14 protein-coding genes and 6 tRNA genes are annotated in these 16,437 nt (G+C 29.1%); 13 read left to right on the forward strand and 7 right to left on the reverse strand.

Annotation, left to right across the window (positions count from 1 at the left end):
• Positions 1 to 18: 18 nt before the first annotated feature.
• The 6 genes from P3X86_RS21100 to P3X86_RS21125 all read left to right on the forward strand — a co-directional run bounded on the left by P3X86_RS21100 (position 19) and on the right by P3X86_RS21125 (position 572).
• Positions 19 to 109, forward strand: a tRNA-Ser gene (locus P3X86_RS21100).
• A 7-nt stretch (positions 110 to 116) separates the two neighbouring features.
• A tRNA-Pro gene (locus P3X86_RS21105) sits at positions 117 to 193 on the forward strand.
• A 15-nt stretch (positions 194 to 208) separates the two neighbouring features.
• Positions 209 to 285, forward strand: a tRNA-Ile gene (locus P3X86_RS21110).
• 14 nt (positions 286 to 299) lie between these two features.
• Positions 300 to 376, forward strand: a tRNA-Ile gene (locus P3X86_RS21115).
• 3 nt (positions 377 to 379) lie between these two features.
• Positions 380 to 455: transfer RNA gene (locus P3X86_RS21120), tRNA-Phe, on the forward strand.
• 40 nt (positions 456 to 495) lie between these two features.
• Positions 496 to 572 (forward strand) — tRNA-Pro (locus P3X86_RS21125).
• A 63-nt stretch (positions 573 to 635) separates the two neighbouring features.
• Here P3X86_RS21125 and P3X86_RS21130 read toward each other — a convergent pair.
• Complete coding sequence (locus tag P3X86_RS21130) at positions 636 to 1,199, reverse strand: DUF4126 domain-containing protein (protein WP_483294720.1); 564 nt, start codon at positions 1,197 to 1,199, stop codon at positions 636 to 638.
• Between the two features lie 179 nt (positions 1,200 to 1,378).
• Here P3X86_RS21130 and P3X86_RS21135 point away from each other — a divergent pair, with 179 nt between their 5' ends.
• A complete protein-coding gene (locus tag P3X86_RS21135; RefSeq protein WP_483294721.1) occupies positions 1,379 to 1,954 on the forward strand; it encodes a uracil-DNA glycosylase in 576 nt (191 codons plus the stop codon).
• A gap of 527 nt (positions 1,955 to 2,481) precedes the next feature.
• Here P3X86_RS21135 and P3X86_RS21140 read toward each other — a convergent pair.
• Positions 2,482 to 3,546, reverse strand: a complete 1,065-nt coding sequence (locus tag P3X86_RS21140) for a hypothetical protein (protein ID WP_483294722.1) — start codon at positions 3,544 to 3,546, stop codon at positions 2,482 to 2,484.
• A gap of 155 nt (positions 3,547 to 3,701) precedes the next feature.
• On the opposite strand from P3X86_RS21140, the gene P3X86_RS21145 reads away from it, so the two are divergent.
• Positions 3,702 to 6,911: an SNF2 helicase associated domain-containing protein gene (locus P3X86_RS21145; protein WP_483294723.1), complete on the forward strand. Its 3,210-nt coding sequence runs from the start codon at positions 3,702 to 3,704 to the stop codon at positions 6,909 to 6,911.
• Between the two features lie 67 nt (positions 6,912 to 6,978).
• Here the strand turns inward: P3X86_RS21145 and P3X86_RS21150 are convergent, their stop codons facing one another.
• From P3X86_RS21150 to P3X86_RS21165, 4 genes are read right to left on the reverse strand one after another with little or no spacing between them, the layout of a single operon-like run.
• Complete coding sequence (locus tag P3X86_RS21150; protein ID WP_483294724.1) at positions 6,979 to 7,929, reverse strand: ABC transporter substrate-binding protein; 951 nt, start codon at positions 7,927 to 7,929, stop codon at positions 6,979 to 6,981.
• Entirely contained in the window at positions 7,929 to 8,654 is a 726-nt protein-coding gene (locus P3X86_RS21155; RefSeq protein ID WP_483294725.1) for an ABC transporter ATP-binding protein, read from the reverse strand. Before P3X86_RS21155 ends, P3X86_RS21150 begins: the two co-directional genes overlap by 1 nt.
• Before the next feature lies 1 nt (position 8,655).
• Positions 8,656 to 9,405 carry an ABC transporter permease gene (locus tag P3X86_RS21160; RefSeq protein WP_483294726.1) on the reverse strand — a complete coding sequence of 250 codons (750 nt, stop codon included), beginning with the start codon at positions 9,403 to 9,405 and terminating at the stop codon, positions 8,656 to 8,658.
• Positions 9,402 to 10,034, reverse strand: a complete 633-nt coding sequence (locus P3X86_RS21165; RefSeq protein ID WP_483294727.1) for a [Fe-Fe] hydrogenase large subunit C-terminal domain-containing protein — start codon at positions 10,032 to 10,034, stop codon at positions 9,402 to 9,404. Before P3X86_RS21165 ends, P3X86_RS21160 begins: the two co-directional genes overlap by 4 nt.
• A gap of 548 nt (positions 10,035 to 10,582) precedes the next feature.
• Here P3X86_RS21165 and P3X86_RS21170 point away from each other — a divergent pair.
• From P3X86_RS21170 to P3X86_RS21180, 3 genes are read left to right on the forward strand one after another with little or no spacing between them, the layout of a single operon-like run.
• Positions 10,583 to 12,070, forward strand: coding sequence for a hypothetical protein (locus P3X86_RS21170; RefSeq protein ID WP_483294728.1), 1,488 nt, complete (start codon positions 10,583 to 10,585; stop codon positions 12,068 to 12,070).
• Positions 12,063 to 12,764: an ABC transporter ATP-binding protein gene (locus tag P3X86_RS21175; protein WP_483294729.1), complete on the forward strand. Its 702-nt coding sequence runs from the start codon at positions 12,063 to 12,065 to the stop codon at positions 12,762 to 12,764. Before P3X86_RS21170 ends, P3X86_RS21175 begins: the two co-directional genes overlap by 8 nt.
• A 1-nt stretch (position 12,765) precedes the next feature.
• Positions 12,766 to 13,998, forward strand: a complete 1,233-nt coding sequence (locus tag P3X86_RS21180) for an ABC transporter permease (RefSeq protein ID WP_483294730.1) — start codon at positions 12,766 to 12,768, stop codon at positions 13,996 to 13,998.
• A gap of 99 nt (positions 13,999 to 14,097) precedes the next feature.
• On the opposite strand, the gene P3X86_RS21185 is transcribed toward P3X86_RS21180, so the two are convergent.
• Positions 14,098 to 14,652 carry a hypothetical protein gene (locus tag P3X86_RS21185; protein WP_483294731.1) on the reverse strand — a complete coding sequence of 185 codons (555 nt, stop codon included), beginning with the start codon at positions 14,650 to 14,652 and terminating at the stop codon, positions 14,098 to 14,100.
• Positions 14,653 to 14,978: 326 nt separating this feature from the next.
• Between P3X86_RS21185 and P3X86_RS21190 the strand changes: the two genes are divergently transcribed.
• Positions 14,979 to 15,554: a uracil-DNA glycosylase gene (locus P3X86_RS21190; protein WP_483294732.1), complete on the forward strand. Its 576-nt coding sequence runs from the start codon at positions 14,979 to 14,981 to the stop codon at positions 15,552 to 15,554.
• Positions 15,554 to 16,312: an MBL fold metallo-hydrolase gene (locus P3X86_RS21195; RefSeq protein WP_483294733.1), complete on the forward strand. Its 759-nt coding sequence runs from the start codon at positions 15,554 to 15,556 to the stop codon at positions 16,310 to 16,312. Before P3X86_RS21190 ends, P3X86_RS21195 begins: the two co-directional genes overlap by 1 nt.
• Positions 16,313 to 16,437: the final 125 nt, after the last annotated feature.

Raw genomic sequence — 16,437 nt, forward strand, 5'->3', positions numbered from 1 at the left:
GTATTAAGAGATTTGCTTGGAGAAGTACTCAAGTGGCTGAAGAGGCTCCCCTGCTAAGGGAGTAGGTCCTTTACGGGGCGCGAGGGTTCAAATCCCTCCTTCTCCGCCAAGCATTACGGGGTGTAGCGCAGTTTGGTAGCGCATCTGGTTTGGGACCAGAGGGCCGCGGGTTCAAATCCTGCCACCCCGACCAATATCCTAAAAATATAGGACTATAGCTCAGCAGGTTAGAGCGCACGCCTGATAAGCGTGAGGTCGGTGGTTCGAGTCCACTTAGTCCTACCACATACAACTTATGTGGGCCTTTAGCTCAGTTGGTTAGAGCGCCCGGCTCATAACCGGTAGGTCCGGGGTTCGAATCCCTGAAGGCCCACCATATGCCCAGATAGCTCAGTCGGTAGAGCAGGGGACTGAAAATCCCCGTGTCGGTGGTTCGATTCCGCCTCTGGGCACCATTAAATTTTAGCTTCTAAGTAGAAGCTTTTAATTATGTTACGGGGTGTAGCGCAGTTTGGTAGCGCATCTGGTTTGGGACCAGAGGGCCGCGGGTTCAAATCCTGCCACCCCGACCATATAGATTAAAGACTCCTTATAGGAGTCTTTTGTGTTATATACTATTATGAAACTGCTAGGCTTTATACTGATTTATTGACAATTAGTTCTTTTTTCTTAGAACCAATTATGAATAATAGAAGGATTAATAAAATTATTGCTATAAAAGGTAAAAGAATTGCAAGTATAGATATAAGTAAAGAGGCAATTAGTTCTAAAATAGAAAATACAAAATTCCCTAAGCCTACCGTAACAGTAGATAAAAAACCTCTAATCAAGGCAGTAGAAACTTGTATAAAGGCTGGAACAAAACCTCCTGCTATTACAGATATACTCCACTTTAATATAGGAGGTAAGCCATCAACGAAAGAAGACATTATAACTATACCTGAAATGATAGCAATAGGTGTAGCTATAAAATCAAGAGCATTATCAATCCATGGAATAAAATATGCTGAGATTTCTAGTAAAGTAGCAACCAATAAAATAAATAATGATGTATAAGTTCCTATCCATGAGTAACTAGTTGATAGATGAATAAAGCCAGTAATGCTACTTATGCTCATAATCAAAAGAGGTATAAATATCCTAAAACCGCATGCACTACTCAAACTTATGCCAACTATGATATTGAAGAATATGTCCATGTATCATTCCTCCCTTAACTTATTTAATTATAAAACAATACTTTGTAAAAGTACAGAAATTAAATCCCGTAACTTTAATAATAATGTTATAGTTTTAGATATATATTTTTTATTTTTTATTGTTGCATTGAAGCTTTAGATATATAATATTAATGAAGAAATTAACAGGAGGAAATTGTATGTATACACTAGATGATGTCAGACAATTTTGTTTTGCTTGTACAAAATGTAGATTACATGAAACTAGAAATAATGTTGTTTTTGGGCAAGGTAATGAGAAAGCAGTTATTATGTTTATAGGAGAAGGACCAGGGTATAATGAGGACAAACAAGGGATCCCTTTCGTAGGGGCAGCAGGTAAATTGCTAGATGATATACTTAAGGCTATTGATTTAAGTAGAGATGATGTTTATATAGCTAATATAGTTAAATGTAGACCACCAGGTAATAGAAATCCATTGGATGATGAAATGGAGTCTTGTATAGATTATTTAAGATGGCAAGTAAAGCTTATAAAACCCCAAATAATAGTATGCTTGGGTTCAGTAGCAGCTAAAAATATAATAAGGCAAGATTTTAGGATAACAAGAGAAAGAGGCGAGTGGATAAAAAAAGGAGAATACTTAATTATGCCTACATATCATCCAGCAGCGGTGTTAAGAGATGTTAATAAAAAAAAGCCTGTTTGGGAAGACTTTAAAAAGATAAAGCAAAAATATAATGACATAATAGCAATGAGTGAAGTAGGAAGTTAAAGAGATAAAAATGAAATTCAAAATAAGTAGCCACCAAAAAATTTAATATCATAGTTTTATTTATTGGAATATCTCTTAATTTTATAATATATTAGTTTATAAAAGGATAAATTTTGTTAAAAGAATTATCTAGAGCAAGTTCTGTATAGTTATAGCTACCATAGTTCCAATTCATGAATTTGTACATATGATATTTTCACCATAACTTGGAATGACAGATAAAACGACATTAGAATTTTATTTTACCTAAAGCATATATATTTTTATGGTAATTATAACGGCATATTAATTAAGAATAGAATATTAATGATGTTGATATTACCACCCTTTTTATTAATATCTGTGATACCAACGCTAGTTATCTGGAAATTAAATATTGCATCAGCTTTTATTGCTAGCTGATATATTATATTTTATACTATTTGCAGGGCAAGTACCTAATAAATCAAAGATTATAAATACGGAATGAAGCATTATATTGGAAAACTATATAAAATATTTTTATTTTAAGAGTGATTTATTATATTCTAGGAATCATAAATAAAAGATTTTGAGAATATATTACAATTATATTCATAAACAGTAGGTTTAAAAGTTGCTCTTGCAAAACTTCCAATATAATCGCTATTATTGAGTTCATTTATTTTAGATATAAGAGAATTAGATGGGCTGATACTATATACTTCATTATATTGATATATTGATATGGATTTAGATAAACTATCATTTTTAAATGTTAGTTTATTTGTTTTAGTTAAGTAATTAGAAATATTTATATTTGTATTAAATGATGAGCTCAATTTGTTAGACAACATAGAATACAATCTACCATTGTTATTGTTTATAAAAGTATTAGAGCCTATAGCTAAATTAAAGACAGGTATATCATTATTAGTTAGGCCACAATTTAATGTAATATAATATGGATGTTCTTCAAGATTATACGATGGAGTTTCGGTAATTAAAGACCAGTAGCTATTCTTATTGATGGAACATCCTTTACAGCTAGGACTAATTTTGTCTAGAAGTAAGATAAATAATAACTGATCTTTTTTGAAATAACTATTTAGATGAAATGATTTATAGAAATTATTATCAACATCTAAATATCCTAAAATATTACTGGATTTAGATAATATAACTGATTGATTTCCATCTTTAGTAGCATAAATATGAATAGGAACATAGTCTATTAGTTCACCATTTTTCTTTGTTATATCAATTTTGCTAGGAAGACCGGTATAACGCCAACTTCTCTGAGGTTCAGGAAAACTAGGTAACTTTGAATTGTTTAAGTAATGTAAATTATCTAACGTTATAGTATTATTTCTAAGCACAAATAATTCACATCCACCAACATCATTTAATTTTTGGGTATAAGTAAGATTATCAAAACCCAGAGAATCTTCATGCAAAGTATTTGCAGGTGGTGAACTATTTCTTATATCTGTTAATGAGATAATATCTTTTTTTAGTATAACGGTTGGATACCAATGTCCATGCTTATAATATAAACATTTGATACAAAGCTGGTCTTCAGTGTTTATTTTAACCAAAATGACTGATTTATCTGTTAATACAACTTTTTTCAACCTAAGATCCCTCCAGTTTATTAAACATTATATGCTTATTACATATGTATGAGTTAAATTATTATATGTGAAATTTATTTTATGCCTTGATAGTAGATAATGTTTTATTATAGTATTAGTATTATACACAGACTATTAAAAAAGAGAGTGGTTAAATGTTTAATATTGAGATTAATGAAATACTTAGTAATGCATCTAGTAGTGCTACTTTTAAAAGAGGAGTAAATTATTTTAAGTCAAACAAAGTTAAAAATGTTAAGCATGATCAGATAAACAATATAGTTACTGCAGTTATAAAAGGTAGCTATGATTATAATGTAGAAGTTTATATTGGTGATAACGGAAGCCCTATGGACTGCTCGTGTGACTGTCAAGCTTTTCAAAAATACGGTGGATTATGTAAACATATTGTTGCCACATTATTATTTTTATTAGAAATTTCAAATGTAGAAACTGCTACTAAAAAACACAAAGAAGATGGCATTGACAATTTATTATTAGACTATTTTGTTGATCAAGCAGAAGATATTAGAAAATATGTTAATATAGAATACAACTTAATTATTGAAAACCCTAAATTTTCAAAAATATGGCTGAGAATAGGGTACGATAAATTGTACATAGTAAAAAATATGAAAAAATTTATAGAATCAATTATTTATAGTGAATCGTTAGTATTAGGAAAGAAGTTTACTTATAACGATGAGAGTTGCAGATTTAATCAAAAAGACCAAGAGATATTGAACTATATTAACGATCTATATGTTCACAATGAAGAAATTAGTAACATGAATTGGAACACAAGAAGTATGTTTTTTTCGGGAAAGTACTTAATATTGAACAATAGCTATCTAAAATTATTTTTAAGTTATTTTAATAATGACGTAATATTAAATACACAAATAATAGGTAAAAACCTAAAGAAGGTCAAGATTATTAACGATGATTTACCTCTTAGATTTAATCTCAACAAAAAACTCAAAACCACAAATTTATCATTAGAGAGTATTGATAATATAATGCCAATAATGATGGATGGAAGCTATTTTTATTTAGACAATAATATATACAAAATATCCAGTAATCAAAAGAGACATTTTATGCCTATTTATAATATGTTAATGTTAACAGAAGAAAAAAACATAGCTATAAAAAACAATATATTAGAGAAGCTTTTATCACACATTTGTCCAATAATTAAAGAGATTGGTAGTTTAAATATTGATAAAAGTTTGAGTGATGAGATATATGAACATGATTTGCAATCTGAAATATACTTAGATAAAGAAAGAAATTTAATTACAGCTAAAGTTAAAAATAAATATGGAGAATATGAGATAGATCCACTAAAAGAAGAAAAGACAAAAGCAAATAAAATAATATTAAGAGATATAAGAAAAGAATATCAAATACAAGAATTTTTATCTAACTATAACTTCAAAGTATCTACAGAAGGATATTTCTTAGATGGTGAGGACTATATATTTGAGTTTTTGTCTAATGGGCTTAACGAGTTAAAAGACAAGGCGATAGTTTATTATTCTGACAAATTTAAGCAGATAGCAACAATTAAGAAAAAGATACTTTCAACTAGTGTTTTGTATAATAATGGAGATGATTATTTAACATTTAATTTTACAATTGATGGCATTGAAGATCTAAATTTTGCAGATATACTAAAAGCATATAATGAGAAAAAGAAATTCTATAGACTATCAGATGGGTCTTTATTATCTCTTGAAAATAATAAATTAGACAAATTTGTAGATTTAGTAGACTACGTTGGGCTAGAGGAAGATGATATAAAATCAGGAAGTGCTCAGTTACCGAAATTTAAAGCGTTCTATTTGAATGAGCAACTAAAAGAGATAGATACTAAGTATAATAGAAAAAATATAGACTTTAAGCAATTAATTATGAGGATAAAAGAACCTAGCGATGAAAATTATGACTTACCTGCTGAAGTAAAAGGTGTGCTTAGAGATTATCAAGAAGTAGGGTATAGCTGGCTCAGATTGTTATCAGAACTGGGGTTTGGAGGTATTCTTGCAGATGATATGGGGTTAGGGAAAACTTTACAAGTTTTATCATACCTTAAAGCAAAGCATGAACAGAAAAAGGGTATATCATTAATTGTTGTGCCGACATCACTAATATATAATTGGCTAAATGAAGCACAGAAATTTGTACCATCACTTAAGATAATAGTGGTTAATGGAAACAAAGAAGATAGAGTGGCGATATTAAATAATCTAGAAAACGTTGAAATAATTATTACATCATACACGATGATTAGAAACGATATAGAGATATACAAAGAAATAAACTTTAGTGTATGTATACTAGATGAAGCTCAACACATAAAAAATTACAACTCAAAAACATCAAAAGCAATAAAAAAATTGAAAACTAAGGATAGATTTGCATTAACAGGAACTCCTATAGAAAACACTCTTTTAGAGCTTTGGTCAGTATTTGATTTTTTAATGCCAGGTTATTTGTTAAGTATTAATAAATTTAGAGAACTTTATGAAAAACCAATATTAAAAAGTCAAGAAGAAAAAGCCCTTATATCTTTAAAGAAACATATAGCACCATTTATATTAAGAAGAGTAAAGAAAGATGTACTAGATGATTTGCCTGAGAAAATTGAAAATAAAATAGTGGTCGAACTAACTAATGCACAAAAAAAGTTATATATTGCTTACCTAAATAAATACAAAGAAGAAATTAATAATTTAATAAAAACAGATGGTTATGCCAAAAGTCATATAAAAGTTCTCGCAGCGCTAACAAGAATGAGACAGATATGTTGCCACCCAAATTTATTTTTAGAAAATTATAATGAAACAAGTAGTAAGCTGGATTTAGTGCTTGAGTTAATAGATGAACTTATAGAGGGAAAACATAGAACTTTAATATTTTCTCAATTTACATCAATGCTCAGAATAATAGAAGAAAAATTAGTAGAAAAAAAAATAAGCTATTATTACTTGGATGGGTCAATAAAATCTAAGAATAGAAATGAAATGGTAACTAAATTTAATGAAGGACATAAAGAGGTGTTTTTAATATCATTAAAAGCTGGTGGAACAGGATTAAATCTAACAGGAGCAGATACAGTAATACATTTTGATCCTTGGTGGAATCCGGCAGTAGAGATGCAAGCCGAGGATAGAGCTTATAGAATAGGACAGGATAAAGTAGTGCATGTTATGAAACTAATTACAAAAGGAACTATAGAAGAAAAGATATATGAGTTACAACAAAAAAAGAAAATTATGATAGATAGCATTATTCAACCAGGGCAAACATTTATTACTAAGCTACAGGAAAAAGATATACGAGAATTATTTGAAACATAATAATATATCAATAAAAATATCCGTGTGAATACATATTTCACACGGATATTTAACAATATAGTCTGCACTATTTTCCGTTGTAAATTATTTTTTCTATATCAATCTTATTATCTAACAAGCCATTGTCTAAAAGGAACTGTTGAGTAGATACTAAACCCTCTTTATCAGCAGTTGAGAAGGTAGGGTTAAAGTCATACCAATCATACATTTCTTTTACAGCAGATTCATTTAGACCAGTTTCCTTAGCTGTAATTTTTATAGCTTCTTCTTTATTTTCTAAAATCCATTTGATACTATCGTTTTGAACTTTTAGAAATTTCTTAACAGCGTTTGGGTGTTCTTTAATTATTTTATCACTTGCAGCTACTACTATTGTTGCATCTATTAAACCCTCACCAGTAGTTAATACTTTTGCACCGCTTTTTATTGAGTTGTATGCGGCTGGACCGGCAACAAGAGCAGCATCTATTTCTCCATTTTCTAAAGCTGACATAGCTTCAGGTATTCCCATAGACATAAGTTTGACATCATTTTTTGCTAGATCATTTTTATCTAGAGCTGAAATAAGTAGCTGATGTAATATAGTTCCTTTAGGACCGCCAACTTTCTTACCTTTAAGATCTTTAATACTTGCAATTTGATTAGATTTAGAGACAATCATGAAAGCTTTAGGGCATCTACTAAAAGTGCTTATGACTTTTAGATCTACACCATTTGCTGCAGCCAATATTACCGAAGTTCCTCCTACAGCATTAAGAAAATCTATTTCTCCAGCAGCAAGAGCTTCAGTCTGTTTAGGACCTGCAGTAAGAGTTGAATATTCAACTGCTATATTATCTGATTTGAATTCACTATCAAACAATCCTTTATTTCTTTGAATTATAGAAGGTACATTGAGAGGTGCTTTAACGTAAGTAAGAGTTACTTTATCTAAATTATCACCATCATTTTTTTTGCAACCTACAAAAACAAAAACCAAATTTAATACTAACATTATACATAATAATCTTTTCAACATCATAAGACCTCCTTGTGATTTTTACTAATAGTATCAATAATATTTTTTTTAATTTCCAACAAATATTTACTTGATATATCTCTAGGAAAATTACATTTATTTAAATCATATTTTTTTATAATAACACCATTATCTAAGACTAAAATAGTATGTCCTAGCAATAAAGCTTCATCAACATTATGCGTTATAAAAATAATAGTTTTATTATATACTTCAAAGATTTCAAGTAATTTCTGTTGTAAATTTTGTCGCGTAAAATAATCCAGAGCGGCAAATGGCTCATCCATAAGAATAACGTCAGGGTTATATGCTAGAGTTCTTGCTATAGAAGCACGCTGAGCCATGCCTCCAGAAATTTGATTAGGGTATGCGGAGCTAAACTTTAATAATCCCATGATTTTCAAATAAGATTCTACTGTAGCATTGTCAGATTTATTTAAAGAAAACTTTATATTATCTTCTACAGTAAGCCAAGGCATTAGCCTATTTTCTTGGAATACAATGCCTACTTTACTACCTGAACCTCTAAAATCAATGCTTCCTGAAGACTGTTTTTCTAAACCTGAAATCAAACGAAGTAATGTTGTTTTTCCGCAGCCACTTTTACCCAATATAACAGTTATGGTTTCATCTTCAAAAACATGAGATATACCGTTTAGTACAGAAATTTTATTTGAATTAACTATATATTCTTTTCTTATATTATCCATAATAACACTAGCCATATTAACACTTACCTTTTTCTAATTTTTTGGTCAAAATTCTAAATAAAGAGTCAATCGCTATCCCCAAAATTCCAATAGCTAATATACCTACTATAACTTTATCAGGTCTAGATAATGATTGAGAATCAAGAATTAAGTATCCAATACCTGAAGATGCAGCAATAAGCTCAGCACCAATAATAGCTCTCCAGCTGTATCCTAATCCGATACGCATACCAATAATAATATCATTTATTGCATTAGGGAGTATTATTTTATAGAATATCTTAGACTTGCTAAATCCAAAAGACATACCCACTTCTATTAATTTAGGGTCACAATTAGAAAATCCATTAGCAATATTCAAGAGCATTGGAAAAAATGAAGCTAAAATTATAACGATAGCTTTAGATATTTCACCAATTCCAAACCAAAGTATGAGCATTGGAATCAGAGCTAACGGTGGTACATGTCTAAAAAATTCAAATAATGGATTTAAAACATATCTTACATTAGGTTTTAAGCCAATAAAAATACCCATTGGAAAAGCTATAAAAAAAGATATAGCAAAACCTAATAAAACCCTTATCAAACTAACTAAAATATGCTGAACTAAAGTTCCGTTTTTTATAAGAATAATTCCTGTGCTAAATACTTTGACAGGAGTAGGGAGTATGTAAGAACTCCATATATTTGTCGAACTTATAGCAAACCATAACAATAAAATAAAAAGTGGAATAAACAATCTTAAAAATCTGCATTTTATTTTCATATGCCATCACCATTATGACAACCATTTTTACAATATAGAATTTCTATTAAATCAATATTAGACTTATACTCAATTAGCTTATTGATATTAGATAGAATCTTGCTTTCACCAGTTAGTTTTTCTATAATTAAATCAGTATTATCAAAAAAACCTAAAGGGATAGGAGTCCGTCTAGCTTTTAAATCTATGCATATTTCATGTTTTTCTTTAAAATGTTTCCAAGTAGTGAAAATAACATCTTTTTTTAACACTGCATTTCCATAATGACATAGAGAAGTACAAGGAGCTATAATAAATAAAATCGAATCATCATTTGATTTTATTAGAGTTTTATACAAATGCTTAGCGCAATATATAAAGATTGGATCTAGTGGTGCAATGTTTTTGCATAGCTCTGGATATTTTTCTTTAATTATTTCAACTACCATAGGACAGCGAGAATCTATTAAAGGGTTATTAGTTGATTTGCACATATTTATATAATCTGATAGGACATTGTCAACAATAGAACAATCTAAGTCTACAAGAATATAGCCTAAATTCTTAAATAGTTCATTAACATTAATATTAATATTATTATTGGTCAACATGTCACTAGTAACTGGGTTTAACCAAATATATTTTTTCATATATAAACCTCCATAAATGTATTGAGATAATTATAGATACGTAACAACTATATATAATGACATATGGTGCAATTATTCGACAAAATACATTATACACCATCGTCACTAGAAAAACAATAATGATAATCGTTATCTTAAAGAAGAATTAAAAGCTATTATTTGACGTTAAGTAATTGGTATGGTAATGTTATTAAAAGATATTTTGAATTCTATAAACATTATTATAAGCTTCAAAGAATAGTAGAAAAAACATTACAATATTGTAACATAAAACTTAATCAAATTGTAAGGTGACGTATATATAATTTAGTATGGAGGAGATGCAGTCAGTATGAAACTTAGAATATTAATCTATTTGTAGCGATATTGGGAGTAATCAAGATAAATAAGCCTATACAATAGTAATATTATTGAGCTAAATATATATAAAATAATAATCGTCTCCATAAAAATAATAAAGAAAAAATAGTCCATTGACTGAATAGCAAATTATATGTTATTCAAAACACCGCTAATAATTTTTAGCACAGAAAGGAGAGTAAAGTAACATGAAAAAGAAATACATAGTAATAATATTGGCAGTAATAATAATTGGATTTTTTGGATATAAAAAATTCAGTAATAAGGCTGTAAGTAGCGAAGTTTTTCAAGTACAAACATATCAAGTATCAAAAGGTGATATACAGACATCTATAACAGGAAATGGTAATATCGAATCGAGTATATTAAAAGAGCTTAAATCAAAGAATGCAGCATCTATTGAAGCAATATATGCAAAAGTTGGAGAGAAAGTAAACAAAGATGATATTATTGTAAAATTAAAGAGTGAAAACAATAACAGCAGTAATATAGTGGATAGAAGATTTGAAATAGACAAATCTCAAAGAGATTTAGATAAATTAAAGAAGAAGATAGATCTATTAACATTGAAGTCACCTTATAGTGGCATTATTACGAAATTATATGTAGAAAAAGGGGAAGAAGTAGGTCAAGGTAAAGCTATTGTTAGGATAGTAAACAAAGAATATTTAAGATTAACAGTACCTTTTGGAAAACATGTTGTCGACAAAATGACAGTTGGAATGAAAGGGAAAATATATTTGCCAACTTATATGCAAACAATAGCTGCAGAAGTAGTTGATATAAATAAAGATCCTAATAGTACATCATCTGGAGCTATAACATGTAACGTTACATTAGAAACAAAAAATATAGGTGCATTAACTGAAAATACCAAAGCAAGAGGTACAGTATTATTAAACGGAGCAGAGATAACTTCAGCAGATGTAGGGACGTTGAAATGGAAAGTAAATAGGGACGTTAAAGTAGAGACATCAGGTGAAATATCTCAAATCAATATAAAAGAAGGCCAAAGAGTAAACAAAGGTGATATAATAGCAAAATTGACCAATGCTGATTTGTCAGACCAAATAAATATGAATGAAAGAAGAATATCAAACGAAAGAAGAAAATTGGGTGAATTAAGTAAAAATGATAAGTCTGCTATTAACTCACCTATAACAGGTACAATAGTAGCTATGAATGTAGTAAGTGGCGAAAATATAACAGTTGGGCAAACTTTAGGTAAAGTAGCGGATTTAGAGAGTTTTGGGATAAAAATGAACGTAGATGAATCTGATGTATTAAAAGTAAAAGAAGGACAGAAAGCAATCATAAAAGTAGCAGCTCTTAAAGATGTCCAGTATGAAGGAATAGTTGACTCAGTTTCATATGAAGGAAAAGTTAATAATGGAACCGCAGAATATATAGTATCACTTAAATTAACTAAAAATGAAAATATGAACATGCTAAGACTAGGAATGAGCGCAAATGCAGAAATAATATTGCAGTCTAAAAAGGGAGTATTATTAGTACCAAAGCAATATGTTAAAAAAGACGAAAAAGGCTATTACGTAATGGTACAAAAAAACGGAGATAAATCAGAAAAAGTTTATGTAAAAGTTGGATTAGTAGATAATGATAAATCAGAAATAATTTCTAATTTAAAAGAAGGAGATATACTAGTAAATGAATAGACAAAAAGTTATAGATATGAAAAATATTAGAAAAGTATATTCAAATGGTAGTATAGAGTTTGAAGCACTAAAAGGCATTGATTTATCAGTGGAAGAGGGAGAATTTGTAGCTATAATAGGATCAAGTGGTTCTGGTAAATCTACATTAATGAATATTATAGGTTGTTTAGATATATTGACAGAAGGAGAGTATTACCTAAAAGGGAAGAGTATAAATAACTATACAGAAAAAGAATTAGCTATATTAAGAAATAAAAACATAGGGTTTATATTTCAAAAATTTAATTTATTACCAAAATTAAACGCATATGAAAATGTAGAGCTTCCGCTTCTATATCAGGGAATGAAGAAAAAAGAAAGACATCAGAGAGTTACAAAAGCATTAGAACAAGTAGGATTAGGAGATAGAATGGATCACAAACCTTCGGAAATGTCGGGTGGGCAACAACAAAGAGTTGCAATAGCTAGATCATTAGTTTGTGATCCAGCATTGATATTAGCTGACGAGCCAACAGGAAACTTAGATTCTGTTTCTACAGATGAGATAATGACTATACTTATAGATTTAAATAAACAAGGAGCAACATTTGTTTTGATAACACATGACAATGAGATAGCAGCTAGAGCAAATAGAACAGTTAGAATAAAAGATGGTAAAATAATTAACCAAAAACAGGCAAAAGAGGGATATTAATATGAGTCTAAGAATAATACTTAAATTGTCCTTGAAAGAAATATTTGCAAGTAAATTGCGATCATTTTTGACAATGTTAGGAGTAATAGTTGGTGTATTCTCTATAATATTAATTGTATCTTTAGGAAGAGGAGCAACATCCTCTATTACAAGCGATTTAGAAAAACAATCAAATATAATAAGTATCAATATTATGACGGATAAGAAAGCTATGACATATGAAGATATGATGAAGTTTTACAAGGAGTTTAATGTAAAAAACGTGAGTCCAATTATACAAGTTAGTGGAGAGATAAAAAAAGATAGTATAACAGGCGGTATTTCAATTCAAGGCATTGGTGACGAATATAGTAAAATAAAAAATGAAGAATTAGAAAACGGTAGACATATAACTCCGTTAGATGTTGATTACAGAAGTAAGGTTATAGTATTAAACAACGATGCAAAAAATAAGTATTTTAAAGGGAAAGACCCAATCGGGCAGTTTGTTCAGATAAATGGAGATAGCTATAAAGTGATAGGGGTGCTTGCTAAAAAAGATATGGGATTTTTCGGTTACGTGCAAGAATCTGGTTATATACCTGTTACTACAGCTCAGATAATGTCACATCAGAGAATCAAGAGTATTTCAGTTAATACTGAAAGTAAAGACGATGTAAATAATTTAGTAAAACAACTACATGAAGGATTAACTAAATATTACGGAGAAAAGCCAAAAAATCAAAATCAACAAGAAGCAGTAAGTGGTGGATATGATAGTATGTATGGTGGATTTGGCAATGAAGTCGAATATTTTCGTATAAATACAGCAGAATCTGCACTAAAGCAAGTTAATAATATAACAAACATTTTATCAATAATGCTAGGCGGAATAGCATCCATATCGCTACTAGTTGGTGGTATAGGTATTATGAATATAATGTTTGTATCAGTAAGTGAGAGAACTAGAGAAATAGGTATTAGAAAATCTTTAGGTGCTCAAAGGAGAGATATATTAATTCAATTCCTAATAGAGGCTTCGGTAGTTAGTGGTGTAGGAGGGATAATAGGTATTATACTAGCTCAAATAGGTATAAAAATAGCGAGTGCACTATCACCTATACATCCAGTAATGGGTATGGATATAGCTGCAGGGTCATTTGTATTCTCCTTATTAATAGGAGTAGTATTTGGAGTTTATCCAGCATATAAAGCAGCTAAGCTTAAACCTATAGATGCTTTGAGAGCTGAGTAGACGTATATCATTAAAAGTAATGCACTTATGAATAATCTTACGATTATTCAATAAGTGCATTTTTTATTTTAATATATTATTATAACTATTGAACTATTGTTATTTGCTTATAAAATATTCTTTGCATTTTTTACATTTACGTTCACATTTAATGGCTCTTTTTTTCTTTAAACAGCCACAGAATTTGTCACAGAAAGCGAAAATTAGCTCGCCCTCTTTATCAAATGCAGCTATAGAAGCTAATATTCTTTTATCGCTTAGACGAACTACATTTAGATATACGGTAGCATCTTCTGTAATACAATTACATTTTTTAACCTTAGCTTTCTTAAATATAGCAGTTTCAGTGTAAGGAGGTTTACCGCATTTATTGAAAATCTTAACAAAGCATGGACAATCTGAATAGATTTTAACACATGCATTTTTAAAACATATAAAACCCTTAGGAGTCTTTTCACAACAATTGTCTACTTTACAGTCAACATAATAGCTTAACAAAGCATTAATACAAATTTTTGATTTTCCTTTGAATTCCTTATCATGGCAACATTCATGATCTGAGCAGTGGCAGTCATCTTTTGAGCCATCGTCATTGAATATTTCATCGTCAAATATATTTTCATTATTCATTTCATTAATAAATTCATTATTCACAACAATACCTCCATTTAAATAATTACATTTCAACACTACATCTTGTCTCATTTGTCAATATATATATATGATGCTTATCCTAAAATGTTACAGAACTAAATTATAAAATTGGTTGATTTAATATAAAAGTAATTATACAGTAACAAAGTTATAATATATATACTATATACTATAAACATAGCATATCAAACCAAAAGACTGACACTAGTCAAAAATCAATCAACCCCTTTGTAACTGATGGTATAAGTATACCATCAGTTTTTTTGTGAATATAATATGTTTATGATAAAATGATATAAGTGACATAACTAGGTGAGGTGAGTAATATGTGTAGATTAACAAATCTAAATGAGGAAATGATAAAAGAATTCTATGAATATGACTTAGTAATGGGTGATGGTAATATAAACAGTAAAATACTCTTAATAGGCGAAGCGCCTGGGGCAAAAGAAATTGAACTAAAAAAACCTTTTGTTGGAAAAGCCGGGGAAAATCTAAATGAGTTCTTAGAAATAATATGTCTAGATAGAAAAGATATATATATATCTAATACAGTAAAATTTAGGCCAACAAAATTAAGTCCTAAGACAAATAAACCTATCAATAGACCTCCAAAAACAAAAGAAATAAACTCTTTTATAAGATATCTTTTTAAAGAAATTAGTATAGTAAATCCACAGATTATAGTTACATTAGGAAATACGCCTTTAAAAGCAGTTATGAGTAATAACAAAGCTACTATAGGAGAAATGCATGGCAAAATAACAGAAATAGCGATATTAGATAATTCATATAAATTATTTCCACTATATCATCCAGCGTCTATAATATATAATCAAAAGCTTAAAGTGGTTTATTTGGAAGATTTAGAAAAATTAAAAGATATAGTGAGAGGAATTTAATGGAGTGGTTTAATATACTAAAAAAAGATAATAAATCTTATATAATAAGAGAACATCTTCATTGGGAAAAAACCAATATGTATTATCTAGTAGGTGAAGAATATAATTTATTAATTGATAGTGGAACAGGTATAACTAGACTGAAAGAAGTATTAAAGCATATTGATGATAAAGAAATACGAGTAGTTTCTACTCATGTACATTGGGATCATATAGGTAATCACTGTGAGTTTGATAATATATATGTGCACGAAAGAGAGTTTGAGTGGATAAAAAACGGCATACCGTTACCTACAGAAGTAATAAAAAATAATTTATATAGAGGGGTTGATTCTAAGTATATAAATCATGATTACAAAAAATTTAAGTCAGAAAGTGCAAATATAATAAAACAAGGATATGAGTTCAACTTAGGCAATAGAAATATTGAAGTAATAGATATTCCAGGGCATTCTCCAGGACATATAGCACTACTAGATAGAGAAAAAAGAGATATATATGTAGGAGATACATTATATCAAGGGAGATTATTTTGTAATTATGAAAGTACAGACCCTCTAGAATATTATAAATCAATAGAAAAACTATATAATATGAGACATCTATATGATAATATAATGTGCGGACACTATAAAGCATTACTTGATAAAACATATATTATAGATGCAATGACACTGATGGAAAATATAAAGCATAGTAAGAATTTACATCATGGCTCAGGGGTACATATATACAAAAACTTAGAAATCATCATGTAAAAATTTAAAAAATCTATTGACTTAGTTATAAAGGCTGTGTTATTATAAACAAGCTGACTAAAACAGCAAAGAGCAAATCAGCTCTAATGTTGAAAAAATAACTTCTTGACAAAAGATCAGAAAAG

Source organism: Abyssisolibacter sp. ZYX002, from assembly GCF_056892235.1.

Excerpts from the sequence above, each read along its gene's own strand:
- P3X86_RS21130 (WP_483294720.1), bottom strand. The coding sequence starts at position 1,199 with ATGGACATATTCTTCAATATCATAGTTGGCATAAGTTTGAGTAGTGCA.
- P3X86_RS21135 (WP_483294721.1), top strand. The coding sequence starts at position 1,379 with ATGTATACACTAGATGATGTCAGACAATTTTGTTTTGCTTGTACAAAA.
- P3X86_RS21145 (WP_483294723.1), top strand. The coding sequence starts at position 3,702 with ATGTTTAATATTGAGATTAATGAAATACTTAGTAATGCATCTAGTAGT.
- P3X86_RS21150 (WP_483294724.1), bottom strand. The coding sequence starts at position 7,929 with ATGTTGAAAAGATTATTATGTATAATGTTAGTATTAAATTTGGTTTTT.
- P3X86_RS21155 (WP_483294725.1), bottom strand. The coding sequence starts at position 8,654 with ATGGCTAGTGTTATTATGGATAATATAAGAAAAGAATATATAGTTAAT.
- P3X86_RS21160 (WP_483294726.1), bottom strand. The coding sequence starts at position 9,405 with ATGAAAATAAAATGCAGATTTTTAAGATTGTTTATTCCACTTTTTATT.
- P3X86_RS21165 (WP_483294727.1), bottom strand. The coding sequence starts at position 10,034 with ATGAAAAAATATATTTGGTTAAACCCAGTTACTAGTGACATGTTGACC.
- P3X86_RS21170 (WP_483294728.1), top strand. The coding sequence starts at position 10,583 with ATGAAAAAGAAATACATAGTAATAATATTGGCAGTAATAATAATTGGA.
- P3X86_RS21175 (WP_483294729.1), top strand. The coding sequence starts at position 12,063 with ATGAATAGACAAAAAGTTATAGATATGAAAAATATTAGAAAAGTATAT.
- P3X86_RS21180 (WP_483294730.1), top strand. The coding sequence starts at position 12,766 with ATGAGTCTAAGAATAATACTTAAATTGTCCTTGAAAGAAATATTTGCA.
- P3X86_RS21190 (WP_483294732.1), top strand. The coding sequence starts at position 14,979 with ATGTGTAGATTAACAAATCTAAATGAGGAAATGATAAAAGAATTCTAT.
- P3X86_RS21195 (WP_483294733.1), top strand. The coding sequence starts at position 15,554 with ATGGAGTGGTTTAATATACTAAAAAAAGATAATAAATCTTATATAATA.